The sequence below is a fragment of the Sphingobacterium sp. UBA2480 genome, from assembly GCF_002341965.1.
In the GTDB taxonomy this organism is placed as follows: Bacteria; Bacteroidota; Bacteroidia; order Sphingobacteriales; family Sphingobacteriaceae; genus Sphingobacterium; species Sphingobacterium multivorum.
Genome location: NZ_DDPA01000007.1, coordinates 69,808 through 88,490, shown reverse-complemented (window position 1 = coordinate 88,490; position 18,683 = coordinate 69,808). Strand labels below are relative to the sequence as shown.

The window sequence follows — 18,683 nt, the reverse complement described above, 5'->3', positions numbered from 1 at the left end:
TTATTGTATTGACTGACTCCTTATTTTTTATAATATTTCATTGCGTTTGGAATCAATTTCTGAATATCCGCAATCCGTCGCTCATCACTCGGGTGGGTACTCAAAAACTCAGGCTGCCCTTTTTGACTACCCGATGCCATACGCTTCCAGAAATCTACAGCTTCATTGGGATTGTAACCCGCCAAAGCCATAATGATCAAACCCGCTGCATCCGCATCAGATTCGTCGCTTCTCGAAAATTTCAGTTGCGCCAAGTTGCCTCCTAATCCATAAAGATTGTTAAAAACACCAAGCGTACTGTTTCCAGATACGCCTGCAGCTGAACCTAAAATCTGTCCTCCCAGCTGTAAAGCGATCTGATTCGAAGCCTGAGCCACAGAATGTTCTTCAATAGCATGTGCTATCTCGTGTCCCATTACTGTTGCCAAACCTGCTTCTGTACGCGTCACTGGTAATATTCCAGTATATACCGCAACTTTACCCCCAGGCATACACCATGCATTCACGTCGTCACTCTTCACCAGATTAAACTCCCAATTGAAGTTAAATTGATTTGCGCGACCTGTACTCTGCAAATACTGATTAACCGCTGTTGCCAACTTGTTACCAACACGTTTTACCATCGCCGCATCCGCAGTTCCAGTGACCACTTTAGCACCATTCTTCGATAAAAAATCTTTATAAGCCAATGCTGCTTGCTGGTTAACCTGATCAGCACTCACTAATTTTAAATATTTTTTGCCGGTAACAGCTGAAGTTGCACAGCCTGACAGCCCCGATGCCAGTGTTACGCATGCTAATACGATAGCCGAATACTTTAACATTCCGTTCATATGTCTATATTTTTCTTTCCATGGTCATATGGAATATCCAAACGTTGTTCATCGCGTTTCCGCTCTTCCCATATGGATATTTCACAATAATTATTAAATCGTACTTAGCAAATACAATTATTGTGCCTATTCTTTTTCCTTAGCCTTTTTCTTGAAGAGATAAATCTTGGATTCGTGCCCCTTTAACAGGCGCTCAATATTCTTTTGGTGGGTAATTAACAACAGAATACAGATGGCTATGCCGTAAAGCAGCACAGAGGGTATGGTTGTTTTAAAAATAAAGGCCAAACTAAAGGGAAATGCAAATCCCGCTGAAATGGATCCCAGCGAAACATAATGTGTGGTCAGCAGGATAATGATAAATACAGAAACACAGACCAATGCAGCCGGTGTATGGATCGCGAGAATCATCCCGCAAAGTGTTGCCACCCCTTTTCCGCCTCTAAATCCGGCGAATACAGGAAATAAATGCCCTAATACCGCAATAACGCCTAAGGCCAACTGAAAGTTGACAAATTGGACATCGCTCGTATTTTGCCCCAATTCGATTAAATAAGCGAGGTTTGTTGCTGTCCAGCCTTTAAATATATCTACAAACATCACGATCGACCCCGCTTTAGGACCCAATACGCGAAAGGTGTTAGTCGCCCCAGCATTACCGCTACCATACTCACGAACATCTACCCCATAAAATGCCTGTCCCAACCATACTGCTGTAGGTATGGACCCAAACAAATAAGCTAGTAATACTGCAGTTACTAAATAAATCGATATCATTAATTAAATCAGTTCTTATATTAATTTGGCTTTCAGACTAAGATCCAAGCTCTTTACACTATGTGTCAAAGCGCCTACTGAAATATAATCTACCCCGGCCTCCGCATACGATCGAATCGTGTCAAAAGTTATTCCCCCAGAGGCCTCTGTCTTGAATCGATGGTCAATAATCTGAACAGCTTTGGCTACATCTTGCGGTGAAAAATTATCTAACATGATCCGGTCCACTTCGCCAAAGTTAAGAACTTCATCAAGCTCCGCAAAATTTCGGACTTCAATTTCTATTTCTATTGGTTTATTTAGGTTCTTTCTGTAACCATTTGCGCGCTTTAGAGCCGGTACAATACCGCCACTATAGTCCACATGATTGTCCTTAATTAAAATCATATCAAATAGACCAAAACGGTGGTTAGTCCCGCCTCCTATACGAACGGCTTCTTTCTCCAATACACGCAACAATGGTGTCGTTTTCCGTGTATCCAAAACTTTCGTATCTGTACCTTTGAGAAGGTCTACATATTTTCGGGTTGTCGTCGCAATGCCACTCATACGCTGCATAACATTCAGCACCAAACGCTCGGCCAACAAAATACTTTGAATATTTCCTTTAACATAAAAAGCAATATCACCCACTTTAACCTGACTTCCATCTTGGATAAACACCTCACAGGTCAAACTATCATCAACATAGGCAATAATCGCCTGTGCTACTTCAACCCCGGCCAAAATACCATTATCCTTAACAATCAATTTGGCTTCACCTTGTGCTCCAGTTTCAATCGTAGAAAGTGAGGTATGATCTCCATCACCCAAATCTTCTGCGACAGCCTGTTTTACAAAATGGGCCAAATAATCCTTGATTTCCTTCTCCATAAATACTATTTATTGGGCTAAGATGTGGAATAATTTTTTAATCGAAAAATAGATTTATAAAAAAAACGTGGCCCGCTTTAATTTTTGTCGATTCTTAGCTCTTCAATCGAATGGTTATTATTTCCTACGCCGATCTTAATGAAGACACGGTAGTTGGCTTGTTCCGTTGATAATGTAAATGTAAAATATTGATAGCCATTGTTGGCATTGCTGGCTTGCGTTAATTTTACAGTTTTGGGTTTGTGCTGATTGAAAAATGTACCCAACATGATTTCAGACTGATATTTTGTATAAACCCCATTCTCCCCCAAAATAGACAAGGTTAAGTTTGAACCAAAATACTTGGCCATATTTTTCGCATTGCCTTCTTTCAAATATGATTTCAGTTCCTCCGAAATACTTCCTAAAGAATCATCATCACCAGGCAAAGCTACCTTTACCGCTGTATTCACTTCTCTTAAATAATGACCAAAGGCCACAGTGTGTACAAAAAGACTAGTAATAAGTATAAATGCGCAATAGCTTAAAAATTTCATATAGCTCAACATATTATAGAACAGCTTCTATCAATCATTAGGTAGCTCCGGTTTTTACCGAACATAAACTATGCCACAAACCTATAAAATTATTGGGGATTAACAAGGGAACTTTTTAAGATGCGTTGATAGATTCTAAAATTAAGATTATCTTTGTTATACGATGAATAAGAAAAAAGTTGCACTCATGATCCTAGACGGACTGGGATATGGAAAACATGATAAATCAAATGCAGTTGAAGCTGCAAACACCCCATTTTTAGATCATTTATTAGAAGCTTATCCAAACTCGAGCTTAGAGGCTTCTGGTGAAGCTGTTGGACTGCCTGCAGGACAAATGGGTAACTCGGAGGTTGGCCACATGAATCTTGGCGCTGGAAGAATCGTCTACCAAGAATTGGGACGTATTCACAAAGCTGTCAATGACGGTGTTTTCAATTCGGATCCGATCATTCAAGATGCCTTTAAATATGCATTAGAAAATAACAAAAAGGTACATCTTATCGGATTGCTTTCCGATGGTGGTGTACACGCACATACAAAGCACTTAAAAGGCCTATGTGATGCTGCAAAACATGCTGGCTTGACAAGTGACCAGGTATTTGTACATGCATTTTTAGATGGCCGTGATACAGATCCAAACTCTGGTATTGGCTATGTCAGGGATCTACAAGACTATTTAAAAACGACAACGGGCACTTTTGCCTCTGCAATAGGCCGATATTATGCCATGGACCGCGACAACAGATGGGAACGTGTAAAATTAGCATACGATCTTTTAGTAAAAGCGGAAGGTGAAAAATCCAATGACCTTGTTGCATCGATCCAAAAATCATACGACGAAGGTGTAACCGATGAGTTTGTGAAACCAATCGCATTGGTTGACGCCAACGGTACTCCGGTAGCAACAATCCAAGAAGGTGATGTGGTCTTCTGTTATAACTTCAGAACAGATCGTGGCCGCGAGATTACCATCGCTTTAACACAAAAGGCTTTTCCAGAATATGATCTACAACCCTTGGATCTATATTATGTGACTATGACATCTTACGATGAAACATTCCAAAATGTCAGGGTGGTCTTCCAAAAAGATAACTTGACCAATACCCTGGGTGAAGTGTTGGAAGCAAATCATAAAACGCAAACGCGCATCGCCGAAACAGAGAAATATCCGCACGTGACATTTTTCTTTTCAGGAGGTCGTGAACAGCAATTTGAAGGTGAAAACCGCCTGTTGGTTCCATCTCCAAAAGTAGCGACCTACGATCTTCAACCGGAGATGTCTGCTCAAGGAATTACTGAAGCTATCGTCAACGATATGGAAACACTTCAACCTGATTTTATCTGCCTGAATTTTGCGAATCCTGACATGGTAGGTCACACGGGTGTTTTTGAGGCTGTTATAAAAGCAGTGGAAACTGTTGATCAATGTACAAAAACGGTTGTTGAGACAGGCCTTAAAAATGGTTACTCCTTTATTATTTTGGCCGACCACGGTAACTCCGAGTTTATGGTCAATGAAGATGGATCGCCAAATACGGCACATACAACCAATTTGGTTCCATGTATCTTGATTGACGATCATTATAAGAAAATAGCAGATGGTAAATTAGGTGATATTGCCCCAACCGTCTTACAGCTTTTAGGCGTCAATATCCCCGTTGAAATGACAGGAAATGTATTGGTATCAGAATAATAATTTACTTATAAATAGTGGCAGAGCACTTTCCCTTGTTATGGGAAGTGCGCTGCTTTTTTGGAGCTGTGGATCTCCATCCGCGACAAAAGGTCCTCAAAAATCTTCAGACATATTTTCTGTTGATTCATTCTTTAGTGCCGAGGTCAATCGCCTGCAGCAACTCAACCCCTCGGTTCTAAAATCTGTCAACAAAGATGGAGAAAAAGAACAAAAGGAACTGAAAATTAGCAACTGGAAAAATGAACTTTCCGCCTTTCAAGCTGCCGACATCAGCAAAAACTTCGATCCATCACTGTATGAAGTTAAAGCTGTAGACTGTGTAACAGAATTTACAGCTAAAAAGAAAGAACTACAAATACAAAAGTTACGCATCGAGTTTGATAACAACGAAAAGGTAAAACACATCCATATCGATAAAAAGATAACAAATACCTTATACGATAGTCAAGAAAAATTAGACTATTATACGGACTCGCTTTATCGCATTGTCAAATTTCAAGATGTCCAAGGCTTGGATGCCAATCAATATGAAATTGAAGGCAAGTTTATTCCTTCCAAAAAATAAACAACCTTATCGATCATATGCAAAGTGTCTATCCAATCTTTGGATAGACACTTTTTTTTGTTCCGACGGGTATCCCCTATCACATCCTTTCGATAATCGATTCAAAATAATAAATGCAACACAATTGCTTTGTATTATATTTTCCTTACCTTTGATCTGATTAACAAAATAACTCAAGAGAAAACGTGGGTTTAAACGTAGTGGTTTTAGCGTGAAAGGTATCTCATTGAACAAATTCGCAGCATTAATGCTCTTATTGACCTTCTTAATTGGTCAGTTCATTGTGTATACCCATGCGCATACGCAAACTACACTCAGTATCGTAGACAGTCCTGCAAAAAAACACCACACGGATCATCCCAAGTGCTCCATTTGTGATCAAAACTCACACCCACAAATTCTTTTCCATTTTACGCTGCATGAATTAATACTTCCGACCCAGCAGATTGAATATGGACTGTTTATCACCGGAGATCAAGTTATTCGATCACTGCTTTCTGGCAATCGTGGTCCCCCCATCGCTTAATTTTTACATAAGTCCAATAATGTCATTCATATACTCTTCTCATTATTGCGACAAACGACTTCATACAAGTTTTTAGAACTCGACAGTCTCAAGAATTCATACGATGAGTTATTGAGCTGCTGTCTTGCTTGATGTTATATACGTAAAAATTATTCGTACAGATGAAACTTAAAATTATAGGCTGCATTTTTATGCTTGCCACTTATTTCTCCATATTTCCAGCTCTCGCCGCAACAATCAGCGGTAAAATAACGGATGCAAAAACGAATCTTCCCATTGCTGGCGCTACAATAGCGCTGCAACAGCTTCGTTCGAGCACCGCATCAGACCAGCAAGGTCACTACAGCTTCAAATCACTTCCTTCAAGTGGACGCTATTTGGTTGAAGTCCGTTTCTTGGGTTATCAGTCCGTTGTTAAGACCGTCGATCTCACTTCGGAAAATCTTTCCCTTGATTTCGCCCTAACAGAAAGTATTATTGAAACCAATGAAGTCGTCGTTACGGGTACATTGGTCACCTCACAGAGCCGTCGCAACAGTACCTCAGTAGCTGTCATTTCCAAAGATGAACTGCAGGGAAATGCAACGAATCTGATTGATGCACTAGCACGACAAGTTCCCGGACTAAGCCAGATCACAACAGGACAAGGTATTTCAAAACCTGTTATACGGGGACTCGGTTATAATCGAGTCGTCACCGTGAGTGATGGTGTTAAACAGATGGGACAGCAATGGGGTGACGAACATGGTATCGAGATCGACCAAAATCAACCGGATCGTGTGGAGGTCCTGCGTGGTGCAGCTTCCTTGATGTACGGATCTGATGCTATTGGCGGTGTAATCAATGTGCTTGAACCAAATGTTCCTACAGCTGGGCAAATTAAAGGTGAGGTACTGAGCAGCTACTCCACCAACAACGGATTAACCAATAGTTCGGTTATGCTTACTGGCAATGAAAATGGCTTTGTATGGCGTGGTCGTGGTTCTTATCAAAATGCCTATTCGTACAATACGCCAGCAGGCCGATATGGCAATAGTGGTTTTAACAACAGTAATTTCAGTGGTATGCTCGGGCTGAACAAGCAATGGGGCTATTCTCATCTGAATTTTTCGTACCTAAAAAATAATATCGGCTTTTACGATGCCGAACCTGGTGACCCGCTTTACATCAACTCAAAAAGCCGTACCTTAGACTTCCCCAAGCAGGACATCCGTCATTACAAACTGGCTCTCAACAATAACTTTGTCATCGGTTCCGGTAGTTTAAAACTTGATCTGGGCTATCAAAAAAATCAACGTCGGGAACTTGAAGAAGCAACGCCTTCCTTATTCTTTGATCTGAATACATATTCACTTGACGCAAAATATTCGTTGAGTGAAAAAAATGGCTGGCAACATGTATTTGGCATTAGTGCAAGCCAGGAGCATAGTCTAAATAAAGGTGTTGAATTCTTAATTCCGGCCTATGATCAGTTGGAATTGGGCGCCTTTGGATATGCAAAGAAAACCTGGGGCGAAAATACCTTTAACGTCGGATTACGCTATGACTACGTCAACAACAAAGGCAAACAGCTCTTTATTGAAGACGAAGAGCAGTTCGCCGGTTTTAAAAATAGTTTCAGCAATGTGAGCGGAGCGCTTGGATATACCCATATTTTCAGCGAAGACCTCAATTTCAAAGCAAATGCGGGTTCGGCATTTAGAGCCCCTAATCCCGCTGAACTCGGCTCAAACGGGGTGCACGAAGGGACTTACCGCTATGAAGTGGGAAATGAAAACCTAAAACCTGAACGAAGCTACCAAGCGGATGCAACGCTGGAGTTTGGACATAGCATCGTCACAGGAAGTATCGGAATCTATGAAAATTATATCCACAACTTTATCTATGCCTCAACAACAAAAGGCGATACCAAAACTGTGGTGGGTGAAGATGGTGATTCGCATACCTACGACGTATATCGCTATGGCCAGGTCAACGCCAATCTTTACGGTGTCGAAGGAAGTCTAAATTTTCATTTGTTGAACTGGATACACCTGGATAATACATTTAGCTATACCCATGCACAGAACAATACATTTAACAGACCGCTTGCATTGATTCCAGCTGGTGTTGTACACAATACCTTGCGGCTTGAGCCTAAGATTAGCGGCTTGAATGCTTTCTACGTTTCTGTGGGTCTGGACAATTATTTCAAACAGAACCGCATTGATGAAACCTTCGAAACCCCAGCAAACTCGTATTCCTTATTGAACGCAGGGATCGGTACAACATTACATCTCGGATCGCAACAGCTCAAAGTATTTGCAGCAGCTTCGAACTTGACCAACAAACGTTATTACGATGCACTGAGCCGATTGCGCCCAGGACGTCTTTCACAGGAAGACACGAGCTTTGGTGTCTATAACATGGGTAGAAACATCACCTTCGGTGTGTATATGCCATTGAGCATAAAGTAAATTTAGCTTAGCACAAACGAGTCGATTAAGATTAGTACACAGTAAAATAGAAAAAGGCGGGANNTCCCGCCTTTTTCTATTTTACAATTATTTGGGATCATCTGCTGTTGCTTCTCTTGCCAAAGCCACCTCGTCGGGCATGGCTTCCAACGAGGAATCCAACGCGAACAACGATTCATCTGATGCGCGGTCACCACCGGCGATTTTCAATTTATCAATCAATTCCAATGCTAACTTCTCTTCCTCGATCTGCTCCTTAACAAACCACTGCGCAAAGTTCCATGTCGCCCAGTCCTTTTCTTCCAACGCCAAATTGACGATGTTATAGATCGCTTCAGTATTATCTACTTCGTGTTTAAAAACGCGATTAAAGCATTCGGTCAATGATTGTGGGTCAGCTGGCGGCTCTGCGATAGCCTGTATCCTAGGACGACCACCCCGTTCAAGTATATACCCCATAATCTTAGTCATGTGATTACGCTCTTCCTGCGCATGTCTATAAAGGAAATTGGCGATCCCGCCATAACCCTGATCATCTGCCCATATGCCCAACGCCAAATAAATCTGTGCAGCCTCAGCTTCTTTAGTCATCTGGCTGATTAAAATTTGCTGCATTTCCTTTGACAATCGATTCGTTTCCATAATATTCATTTTGATTTAGGAAAAGAACAGTCTCAGCGCTGATTTCGTTTGAAATTTATCAAAACAAAAACGGCTAAAATCAGCCCGTTTAAATGAAAAGCAGCTCATTGCTAACACAACGATTCCAACAGGCACAAAAAAAAGGGAACGCCTGTTGGCATTCCCTTTTCTATACTTTTATAGCGATACTATTTCAAGTTATCTCTATATACTTTCGCTTTTTTGATTTCAGTTTGAATATCTTTCTTCGATGCATCAAAGCTCAACACTTTTTCATAATCCTTGATTGCATTGTTATAAGCGTCAGTTGCCATTGCCTTATTGTAATTCGGCGTACCCGCTGTTCCGATCAAGATACCTAAATCACGATTCGCAATCGCTCTATTTTGATAGAATTTCGAATCAGTAGGCGTAATGGCAATTGCTTTTGAATAATCCTCAATAGCAACTTTCAACAACTGTTCTTTGTTGGCAACAGATGTTTTGTTTGTGGATTGAGTAGCAAGGTTGTTTGTTGCTTTCGCTTTGAAATATAAAGCATTTGCATTTTTACCGTTCAATGCAACCACTTTTCCAAAAGTCTCCGCTGATTTTTTATAGTCACCATTTTGAAATTGAGAATATCCCAACATGTATAATACATCCGGATCTTTCCCTTCCTGAGGTAGGGCTTTTGTCAAGTATGACTCGGCATTCTTGAAATCACCATCCAAAAGAGCTTTCTGCCCCATTCTCACATTAGCGTTGCTATGCTCAGCCTGTTTTGGTTGTTGTGCATTCGCGCTAAAAGCAACTAAGGCAAAAACCCCAGTAAACAAACCCAATTTAAATGATTTTAAATTCATATCTAAATAGTTACGTTTTTATATTCACTCTTTAATGATCACGTGTGATCGTTTCTACATTATTGAAAAAAACCGCCGATTGATTTCTTTAAACGCAAGAACTGCCATCGGTGCCTTTTCACATTCCAATATTACAATTATTATGCCTATTTCTCCAACAAATGGCAGATAAATTTTATTTAACCTGCCTTTTTTTCCTATTCTAGAAAATAGATTTGTAATTTTGCTCACTTTTAGCAATTGGCACTTCCCTTGCAATATAGGGGAAACAATAATAGAAGCTTAAAATTTGAAAGTCAGCCGTCAACATGTCAGCGACTGCCAAATACACAAAATAAATACTATGAGCAAATTCGAAACTTTTGATTTCAGTCAAGCAATTCCAATCGTTGCAGAGGATACCGAATTCTTCCCTTTACTTACACAAGAGGATGAAGATAATATGGCGAATGCTGAAATTCCAGAAGCATTGTCTATTTTGCCTTTACGTAATACCGTATTATTTCCCGGTGTTGTCATTCCGATTACCGTAGGTCGAGATAAATCCATCAAATTAGTCAAAGAAGCCTATAAAGGCAGCAAAACTATTGGTGTTGTTTCTCAGAAGGATATGACTGTAGAGGACCCAGGATTTGAAGAACTAAATAAAGTGGGCACTGTAGCTCATATCATTAAAGTACTCCAAATGCCTGATGGTAATACCACCGTCATTATCCAGGGAAAACAACGGTTCAACTTGTTGGAAATTGTCGAAACCGAACCTTATTTAAAGGCGCGTGTGGAGAAATTCAACGAAGCGAAACCGAAGATGACCAAGCACTTTAAAGCGACAATTTCTACTTTAAAAGAAATGGCGCTGCAGATCATCCAGCTTTCGCCAAACTTACCTAGTGAAGCTGGTATTGCCATCAAAAATATTGAAAGCCCCTCGTTTCTGATCAACTTCATTTCGTCGAATATCAATGTCGAAATGATCAGAAAACAGGAACTGCTTCAGATACCCAAAGTGGAGAACCGGGCCAAACTTTTACTGGAACTGTTGACCACTGAAATCCAGATGTTGGAACTAAAGCACCAGATTCAGAATAAAGTACGTGTCGACCTTGACAAACAACAACGTGACTATTTCCTGAACCAACAGCTCAAAACAATTCAGGAAGAGCTGGGTGGCAATACGCCCGATCTTGAGCTGGAAGAGCTTAAAAAACGAGGCAAGAAAAAGAAATGGAATGTTGATGTAGAAAAACATTTCACAAAGGAACTCGAAAAGCTATCGCGGATCAATCCTGCTGCTGCAGATTATTCGGTACAGCTCAATTACCTTGAGCTTTTGCTAGATCTACCTTGGAATGAAACAACAAAAGACAATTTTGATCTAAACAAAGCACAAAAAGTGCTCGACAAAGATCATTACGGACTCGAGAAAGTAAAAAAACGTATCATTGAATACCTTGCGGTATTGAAATTAAAAAATGATATGAAAGCACCTATTCTTTGTTTGGTAGGCCCTCCGGGAGTGGGTAAAACCTCCTTGGGAAGATCCATTGCCAAAGCTTTAGGACGCAAATATACCCGTATGGCTTTGGGTGGTGTACGCGATGAAGCAGAAATCAGAGGACACCGCAAAACCTATATCGGCGCAATGCCGGGCCGTATCATTCAGTCCTTGAAAAAAGCAGGGGCAGCAAATCCGGTTTTTATTCTGGACGAAATCGATAAAATGAGCGCAGATTTCAAAGGAGATCCTTCGTCGGCCTTATTGGAGGTATTGGATCCAGAACAAAACACACATTTCTATGACCATTATGTGGAAATGGAGTTTGACCTTTCCAAAGTGATGTTTATCGCGACAGCCAATTCTTTGAGTTCTATTCAACCTGCGCTATTGGATCGGATGGAAATTATCGAAGTGAATGGCTATACCATCGAGGAAAAAATCGAAATCGCGAAAAAACACCTTTTGCCAAAACAACGCGAAATGCATGGAATGGCATCCAAAGATGTCTCGTTAAAAGCGAAGATCATCGAACAGATTATTGAGGATTACACACGTGAATCTGGCGTCCGCGGATTAGAAAAAAAGATCGGCTCCGTCGTACGTGGTATTGCAACACGTATTGTCATGGAAAAGGATTACAGTCCAAGTATAAACGAACAAGATCTACTTGATATCCTAGGTGCCCCAATATTTGATAAGGACATCTACGAAAATAACAATGTCGCCGGTGTCGTAACAGGCTTGGCCTGGACTTCCGTAGGTGGTGATATCTTATTTATAGAATCTTCACTGAGCCCAGGAAAAGGACGTTTGAGCCTGACCGGTAATTTGGGTGATGTCATGAAAGAATCTGCGTCGATTGCACTAGCCTACCTGAAAGCCCACGCTTCGGATTTCGGCATTAACTATCGTGTTTTCGACCATTGGGATATCCATATTCACGTTCCAGCAGGTGCTATTCCAAAAGATGGCCCTTCAGCTGGTATAACGATGCTCACCGCACTGACATCGCTGTTTACCCAACGTAAAGTGAAGGAAAAACTAGCCATGACAGGTGAAATTACGCTACGCGGAAAAGTATTGCCTGTTGGCGGTATAAAGGAGAAAATTCTTGCTGCAAAACGCGCGAACATCAAAGATATTATCCTGTGTAAATCCAATGAAAAAGACATCCTGGAGATCAAGGAAGATTATATCAAAGATATGCAGTTCCACTATGTGACTGAAATGTCGCAGGTGATCAAGCTCGCGCTATTGGAAGAAAAAGTAATGGGTGCCATCGATCTGGCTCAAGATATAGAAAATACCAAAAAAGAGAATTAACAGATACCGAAAGGTTTTGAATCAAAGGGGGTATCCAAATTCTTTGGATACCCCCTTTGTTATACAATCCATACCTATTCCGCTCACCGATTATACCCGTTTAGATCCCAGCTTTTCATGCAAAAGATCCTCGTCCAAACTATTTTCATATTTTGAAATGACCAGCGTTGCGGCTGAATTTCCGATCAAATTGGTTATCGCCCTTGCTTCACTCATAAAACGATCCACACCAAAGATCAATGCGACAGATTCCACCGGTAAATGGCCAACCACAGGCAAGGTCGCAGCGAGGGTAACGAAACCACTTCCTGTTACACCTGCAGCACCTTTAGAGGTCAATAACAACACCAGCAATAAGGTAATTTCCTGCTCCAGGCTGAGATGCATATTGAGGGCCTGCGAAATAAAAACCGCTGCCATGGTCAGATAGATACTTGTTCCATCCAGATTGAAAGAATAGCCAGTGGGGATAACTAAACCCACAACAGGCTTGGCACAACCCGCATCTTCCATTTTCTGCATAATTCCAGGCAATGCGGACTCTGAAGAGGAAGTCCCCAATACAATCAGAATTTCTTCCTTGATGTATTTTAAAAACTTAAAAACATTCACCTTGAGATAAAAATACAATACCGCTCCAATCACGATGACCACGAAAATAAAACAGGTTAGGTAGAAGCTCAACATCAACATACCGAGTTTGGATAAGGCCTGGATCCCAAACTTACCGATCGTAAAACCCATTGCTCCCATTGCACCGATTGGCGCCAGGTACATGATCATTTTGATAATGGAGAAGAGCACCTTCAGAAAAGATTGCAATACATGGAGGACAGGCTCGGAAGCTTTCTGCCCGATTTTTGTCATACCGATCCCAAATAGTACGGCAAAAACGAGTACCTGCAACATGTTGTCCGACGCTACCGCAGCAATCACATTATCTGGAATGATCCCGATGATAAAATCCATAAAACCATGTGGTTTCTTGGATTCTGAGATGTAATGGGATATCGAAGATACATCAAGGCTCGCTGGATCAGCGTTCATCCCGGTCCCCGGCTGTATCCAATTAACAAAGACCAGACCGATAATCAGGGCAATCGTGGTCATGATCTCGAAATAGATAATGGAAGTCAAGCCGATTTTTCCCACTTTTTTCGTATCCTGCATTCCAGCTATACCGATCACAATGGAACTAAAAATCAATGGCGCAATAACCATCTTGATCAGTTTAATAAAAGCGTCTCCCAATGGTTTTAGCTTGACAGCGAAGTCAGGGTAATAGATACCACAGATGATCCCCACAAGTATCCCAACGATGACTTGAAAATAGAGACTCTTAAAAATATGCTTCATGATCGGTTTATTTACGGACAGCAATTTCCCTTGCTTTAATTGGTTTTTTAATTTAGGATACTGACACTAATTGGTACGAATATATAAAAAAAAGGGACGCATAAATGCATCCCTCTTTAATATAATTTTGAACTTAGCTGCTGAAATATGCTCTTACATTCTTTCCTTCAATCCAGTTCATATACGCTTTGTTAACAACCTTATTTCCACCAGGTGTTGGATAATCACCCGAGAAGTACCAATCACCTTTATGGTCCGGACAAGCTTTGTGTAAATTATCCAATGTTTGGTAAACTACTTCAAGCTCTGCTTTTAGGTGGTGAGGTCTTACAATACGAGCAATTTCTTCTGAGATCTCTTCATCCGTAAACGGTGCGTAGATCGCTTTAACATAATTCTCGATCTCATTAACATCTTGGGTCATTGACAACACACATTTTTGATAAACTTCATCAATAATATGTGCCATACCACGTTGTTTGAGGAGATTAATTGCCGCTTCGAATGCGACAAACTCACCCATACGTGACATATCAATACCGTAACAATCTGGGTAACGAATTTGCGGGGCAGAAGAAACAATCACAATTTTTTTCGGATTCAAACGATCCAGGATCGTCAAGATACTTTGTTTCAACGTTGTTCCCCTAACGATCGAATCGTCAATGGCAACGATGGTATCTTCATGATCTTTTACAATACCGTAAGTCGTATCGTATACGTGTTGTACCATATCGGTACGGTCCGCATCTTGTGTAATGAAGGTACGCAGTTTAGCGTCCTTCACGTTGAGTTTTTCAAAACGAGGTTTAATACTCAAGATTTCATCTAACTCCTCATCAGAAATCTTTTCTGAACGATTTAATAGCGTCTCTTTTTGAAAATCCCGAACGTAGGCATTGATACCATCCATTAGGCCATAGTAAGATACTTCGGCTGTATTTGGAATAAACGAGAATACGGTATTTTTGATGTTATTTTTGACAGATTCCAATACTTGAGGCACTAGTAATCTTCCTAATTCTTTACGTTCTTGATAGATATCAGCATCTGATCCACGCGAGAAGTAGATCCGTTCGAAAGAGCAAGAACGTTGTTCTACGGGTTGTCTAAACATCTCTTGGGATACAGTACCATCTTTTTTAGCGATCAGGGCATGACCTGGTTTAATTTCCTTTACAGCACCAATAGGAATATTGAATGCAGTTTGGATGACCGGTCTTTCCGATGCTACAACTAAGATCTCCTCATCCTGATAATAAAACGCAGGACGGATACCCGCTGGGTCGCGCATCACAAAAGCATCACCATGACCAAAGATACCTGCGATGGTGTAACCGCCATCCCACGTTTTGGCCGAACGCTTCAATATTTTGGTAACATCAATATTTTTAGCAATCAGCGAGCTGATCTCAATATTAGAATGACCTTCTTTTTTGAATTGATCGAACAGATCTTGGTTCTCATCATCCAAGAAATGGCCAATTTTTTCCAAAACGGTTACGGTATCCGCTTTTTCTTTTGGATGTTGTCCCAACTCGTATAACTGTTGCAACAATTCGTCCACATTGGTCATGTTGAAGTTACCCGCTACCACCAAATTACGAGACATCCAATTGTTTTGTCTCAAAAATGGGTGACAGCTTTCGATACTGTTCTTTCCATGCGTTCCATAGCGCAAATGTCCTAAAAGTACTTCCCCCGTAAAACTTACGTTATCTTTTAACCATTGCGTATCTTTTGACTCCTCTGGAAATGCTTTCTGAACAGAAGCAAATTTTTTCTGTACATATTCGAATATGTCTGCCACAGCAGTTGAGCCCATAGCTCTGTAACGCGAAATGTAACGATTTCCAGGTTTTACATCAAATTTAATGGTTGCAATTCCAGCCCCGTCTTGTCCACGGTTGTGCTGTTTTTCCATTAATAGGTACAATTTGTTGATGCCATAAAATGGCGTACCATATTTTTCCTGATAATAAGATAAGGGTTTTAACAGGCGAATTAGTGCGATTCCGCACTCGTGTTTAATAGCGTCGCTCATATCTTGATTTGATGTCGCAAAAATAAGAATTATTTAGCACTTAGCGATCGCCCCGCTCACTTTTTCCGCAATAAAATTACAGTGAATAGACAGAGACTCTTTGAGATAGTCACTGAGAACCTATTGAGCAATAAAAACAGGTACTTTCACTGCATGCCGCAGCTTGTTAACTGTCTCACCAAAAACAAAATCCTTCAGCCCATTATGTCCATGACTGCCTACAACTAACAGATCGGCTTTATAGTTTTCACAAATTTCAGCAATGCACTTGATCCGGTTATTGTAACCTAATTCATATTCCGTCTGATGACCTTTCGACAAGAGAAAGTCTGCATACAATTTCAGTCGTTCCAAATCCTGACGCGATTCAAAATCATCTGTCGAATCTCCGGTATATTTTACCGATGCACTCTCAACAATATGTACAACCACAAAAGAAGTATCCTCGTGCGAAAGCTGTAAAGCATATTGGATTACTTTCTGATCTGAATTTGAGAAATCCAATGCAATCACTACTTTCTTAAAAGAGCCCTTATGCTCAAAATGCAAAGCCTCAAATGGTGGGTGCACCTCCAGCTCCGTTGGTTTTGATTTAAGTAAAATAGGGTATAATACGGTCATCATCAATAAGGCAAACAAGCCCACTGCGCCCAAGATCAATAATACGGTTACTACAATATTGTTGGCCTCACCAATCCAGCCGACCACTTCGTCGTATACCAATTTAAAATTCAAAACAGCGATAATGGCCGCGATCAGCCAGGCCGCTACTTTCGTTAGCGGTTTAATGGCAAAAGTGCCCATCTTGACTTTATCGCTCACAAAATGGATCAACGGGATGACGGCAAAAGCGAGCTGCATACTCAAGATCACCTGACTAAAGATCAGCAGCTGACCAACGCGACCTTCACCCGAAATGAGTATCACCAATACAGCCGGGATAATAGCCAAAAGCCGCGTTATAATCCTCCGTAATGTCGGACTAATCCGCAAGCGAAGGTATCCCTCCATCACAATCTGTCCAGCTAGGGTTCCCGTCACCGTTGAGCTCTGTCCGGCAAGAATCAAGGCAACAGCAAACAATTTTGAGGCCCATTCCGTTCCAAGAAGGTTGCCCAATAGGTGATAAGCATCTTCAAGTTCGGCAACGTCATGCATACCGTTCTTGTGAAAAACAGAGGCTGCAAGAATCAATATTGCCGCATTCACCAAAAAGGCCAGGTTCAAGGCGATGGCACTATCCCAAAAGTTATACTTGAGCGATTTTCGGATAGAAACCTCATTCCTGTCAATTTTTCGCGTTTGCACCAGGGCCGAATGCAGATACAGGTTATGCGGCATGACGGTTGCACCTATAATTCCTATGGCAATATATAATGCAGCGCTATTCGGGATACTGGGGATAAATCCGGTGGCTACCTCTGCAAAATCAGGTTTCGCCAAAAACATTTCTACCATGAAACACATGCCAATAAGCGCGATAAGTCCAATGATAAAGAGTTCCATTTTTCGCATCCCCAGCTTCTGCAGATAGAGCAGCAAGAAGGTATCTGCAAAACTGATCATTACTCCCCAAAGCAAATCGATTCCAAAAAGGAGGTTAAGACCGATTGCCATTCCCAAAACCTCCGCCAGATCACAGGCTGCTATTGCAATTTCAGCAAGCACATAGAGCACAAAATTCATCCGTTTAGGATAGGTCTCTCTGTTACACTGCGCAAGGTCTTTACCGCGTACAATACCTAGGCGCGCGCATAGATTCTGTAACACCAGCGCCATGATATTACTCATCAACAGCACCCAAATCAGGGTATAGCCAAATTGGCTTCCTCCAGCAAGATCGGTAGCCCAGTTGCCTGGATCCATATACCCCACGCTAATGAGATAAGCTGGACCAAAGAAACTAAGTATCTTCTTAAATTTGGATTTCCCTTGATTGACATCGACACTTTCATGGATATCAGATAGGGATTTATGATGAGATTCGTCGTAATGCATAAAGTACTATAAGTGCAATATCGTGTATTGTCAGCCTTAAAGATAAAAAGCTTTACATTATTAGGCAATTAAACCGCGATATTATTAGAATTTAAATGCCAGCTGGCCAGAATTTTCCTTCGATTGGTTGCCAAATTGGATAAAATCGATGATCTCGTACTGACCTAAATCAGGCTTATACTGCCGCACATGAACGCCATTGCACATAAAGCTCAGATCGACAGACCGCAACTGTTCTTTTGCGATTTCAAGCTGCTCTGGCTCCAGACGTCGCCCAATCGAAATATGGGGTTCGTCGCTAATCTCGATCAAATCAAACTCCGTCAATGTTTGAACAACCTTCCGCGCCCGGTCCTTGAGATAACTCCGGGCGTGCACAGTTGGTGCAATATAGAAAGCACCACCCGCAAATGATGAAAAATGATCGAAATAAACATACTGACTACGCTCATAGACCAAAGTCTCCTGCAAAGCCTCAATAGCCATTGTCAGTTTACACGCATCTGCTTCAAAAGCACATATCGTTACATGAGCTTTGGAATTGCAACTGGGATACCAGCCTTTGTTTTTGTCGGGAAGCAGTTCGGCTAACGATGCACGTAATCGCCGCTTCAAGCCATCTACCAAGACAATACCAGCTTCATCAGGCTGAAAAACAAACGAATATTTATTGACACTACCCTCCATAACAAAAATCAGTTTCCGATCAGTA

15 protein-coding genes are annotated in these 18,683 nt (G+C 41.2%); 5 read left to right on the top strand and 10 right to left on the bottom strand.

The window, feature by feature from the left end; all coding sequences use genetic code 11:
- Positions 1-20: 20 nt before the first annotated feature.
- The 4 genes from B3600_RS13665 to B3600_RS13650 all read right to left on the bottom strand — a co-directional run bounded on the left by B3600_RS13665 (position 21) and on the right by B3600_RS13650 (position 3,019).
- Complete coding sequence (locus tag B3600_RS13665) at positions 21-833, bottom strand: M48 family metallopeptidase (RefSeq protein ID WP_046674999.1); 813 nt, start codon at positions 831-833, stop codon at positions 21-23.
- 126 nt (positions 834-959) lie between these two features.
- Complete coding sequence (gene plsY, locus B3600_RS13660; RefSeq protein ID WP_046674998.1) at positions 960-1,610, bottom strand: glycerol-3-phosphate 1-O-acyltransferase PlsY; 651 nt, start codon at positions 1,608-1,610, stop codon at positions 960-962.
- 15 nt (positions 1,611-1,625) lie between these two features.
- Positions 1,626-2,483 (bottom strand): carboxylating nicotinate-nucleotide diphosphorylase, encoded by an 858-nt coding sequence (nadC, locus tag B3600_RS13655; RefSeq protein ID WP_286753282.1) that lies wholly within the window; start codon positions 2,481-2,483, stop codon positions 1,626-1,628.
- 77 nt (positions 2,484-2,560) lie between these two features.
- On the bottom strand, positions 2,561-3,019 hold the full coding sequence (locus B3600_RS13650) for a DUF4783 domain-containing protein (RefSeq protein WP_286753281.1): 459 nt from the start codon (positions 3,017-3,019) through the stop codon (positions 2,561-2,563).
- Between the two features lie 163 nt (positions 3,020-3,182).
- On the opposite strand from B3600_RS13650, the gene gpmI reads away from it, so the two are divergent.
- The 4 genes from gpmI to B3600_RS13630 all read left to right on the top strand — a co-directional run bounded on the left by gpmI (position 3,183) and on the right by B3600_RS13630 (position 8,265).
- Positions 3,183-4,715 (top strand): 2,3-bisphosphoglycerate-independent phosphoglycerate mutase, encoded by a 1,533-nt coding sequence (gene gpmI / locus B3600_RS13645; protein ID WP_286753280.1) that lies wholly within the window; start codon positions 3,183-3,185, stop codon positions 4,713-4,715.
- Positions 4,696-5,283: a hypothetical protein gene (locus tag B3600_RS13640; protein WP_286753279.1), complete on the top strand. Its 588-nt coding sequence runs from the start codon at positions 4,696-4,698 to the stop codon at positions 5,281-5,283. Before gpmI ends, B3600_RS13640 begins: the two co-directional genes overlap by 20 nt.
- Positions 5,284-5,509: 226 nt before the next feature.
- Positions 5,510-5,809, top strand: coding sequence for a hypothetical protein (locus tag B3600_RS13635; protein ID WP_146753134.1), 300 nt, complete (start codon positions 5,510-5,512; stop codon positions 5,807-5,809).
- A gap of 161 nt (positions 5,810-5,970) precedes the next feature.
- Positions 5,971-8,265, top strand: coding sequence for a TonB-dependent receptor (locus tag B3600_RS13630; RefSeq protein WP_286753278.1), 2,295 nt, complete (start codon positions 5,971-5,973; stop codon positions 8,263-8,265).
- A gap of 87 nt (positions 8,266-8,352) precedes the next feature.
- On the opposite strand, the gene B3600_RS13625 is transcribed toward B3600_RS13630, so the two are convergent.
- Complete coding sequence (locus B3600_RS13625; RefSeq protein WP_286753277.1) at positions 8,353-8,907, bottom strand: ferritin; 555 nt, start codon at positions 8,905-8,907, stop codon at positions 8,353-8,355.
- A gap of 188 nt (positions 8,908-9,095) precedes the next feature.
- Complete coding sequence (locus tag B3600_RS13620; RefSeq protein WP_112375771.1) at positions 9,096-9,752, bottom strand: tetratricopeptide repeat protein; 657 nt, start codon at positions 9,750-9,752, stop codon at positions 9,096-9,098.
- A 343-nt stretch (positions 9,753-10,095) separates the two neighbouring features.
- On the opposite strand from B3600_RS13620, the gene lon reads away from it, so the two are divergent.
- A complete protein-coding gene (lon, locus tag B3600_RS13615; protein WP_286753276.1) occupies positions 10,096-12,573 on the top strand; it encodes an endopeptidase La in 2,478 nt (825 codons plus the stop codon).
- A gap of 90 nt (positions 12,574-12,663) precedes the next feature.
- On the opposite strand, the gene dctA is transcribed toward lon, so the two are convergent.
- From dctA to B3600_RS13595, 4 genes are all read right to left on the bottom strand, one after another.
- Positions 12,664-13,929: a C4-dicarboxylate transporter DctA gene (dctA, locus tag B3600_RS13610; protein WP_286753275.1), complete on the bottom strand. Its 1,266-nt coding sequence runs from the start codon at positions 13,927-13,929 to the stop codon at positions 12,664-12,666.
- 133 nt (positions 13,930-14,062) lie between these two features.
- Positions 14,063-15,973: a class II glutamine amidotransferase gene (locus tag B3600_RS13605; RefSeq protein ID WP_286753274.1), complete on the bottom strand. Its 1,911-nt coding sequence runs from the start codon at positions 15,971-15,973 to the stop codon at positions 14,063-14,065.
- A gap of 120 nt (positions 15,974-16,093) precedes the next feature.
- Positions 16,094-17,971, bottom strand: a complete 1,878-nt coding sequence (locus B3600_RS13600) for an Nramp family divalent metal transporter (protein WP_112375766.1) — start codon at positions 17,969-17,971, stop codon at positions 16,094-16,096.
- Positions 17,972-18,055: 84 nt separating this feature from the next.
- Positions 18,056-18,658, bottom strand: coding sequence for a 2'-5' RNA ligase family protein (locus B3600_RS13595; RefSeq protein WP_286753273.1), 603 nt, complete (start codon positions 18,656-18,658; stop codon positions 18,056-18,058).
- Positions 18,659-18,683: the final 25 nt, after the last annotated feature.